Raw genomic sequence first — 248 nt, 5'->3', positions numbered from 1 at the left:
AGCCGACCCGGGCCGATGTTGCGGTTGAGGAAGGAGGCGGATTCGTACTCGATCGTCACCCGGAGTTCGGCGATGCGGCGGGTCGATTCCGGCCAGATGCGCTTGTCGATCAGGGCGCGGACATGATCCTCGTAGGCGAAGCGCGGGACGGCGTCGTCCGGCTGGGGCTGGAGCCGCGCACGGGCAAGCCGGCCTTCGGCGTAAGGCGCGAACACCGGCAGGCGGCCGCCATGAAGCAGGTTATGCAC

At 68.5% G+C, this 248-nt stretch carries 1 protein-coding gene; it reads right to left on the bottom strand.

Features of this window, described 5'->3' with window-relative positions; translation table 11 throughout:
• A partial coding sequence (locus SB754_RS22140) for a YcjX family protein (protein ID WP_410784440.1) occupies positions 1-248 on the bottom strand: 248 nt, incomplete at both ends.

Source organism: Leifsonia sp. SIMBA_070, from assembly GCF_046534635.1.
Classification (GTDB): domain Bacteria; phylum Actinomycetota; class Actinomycetes; order Actinomycetales; family Microbacteriaceae; genus Leifsonia.
Note: the sequence above shows the minus strand (reverse complement) of the source record. Positions and strands in the feature narration are given on the sequence as shown.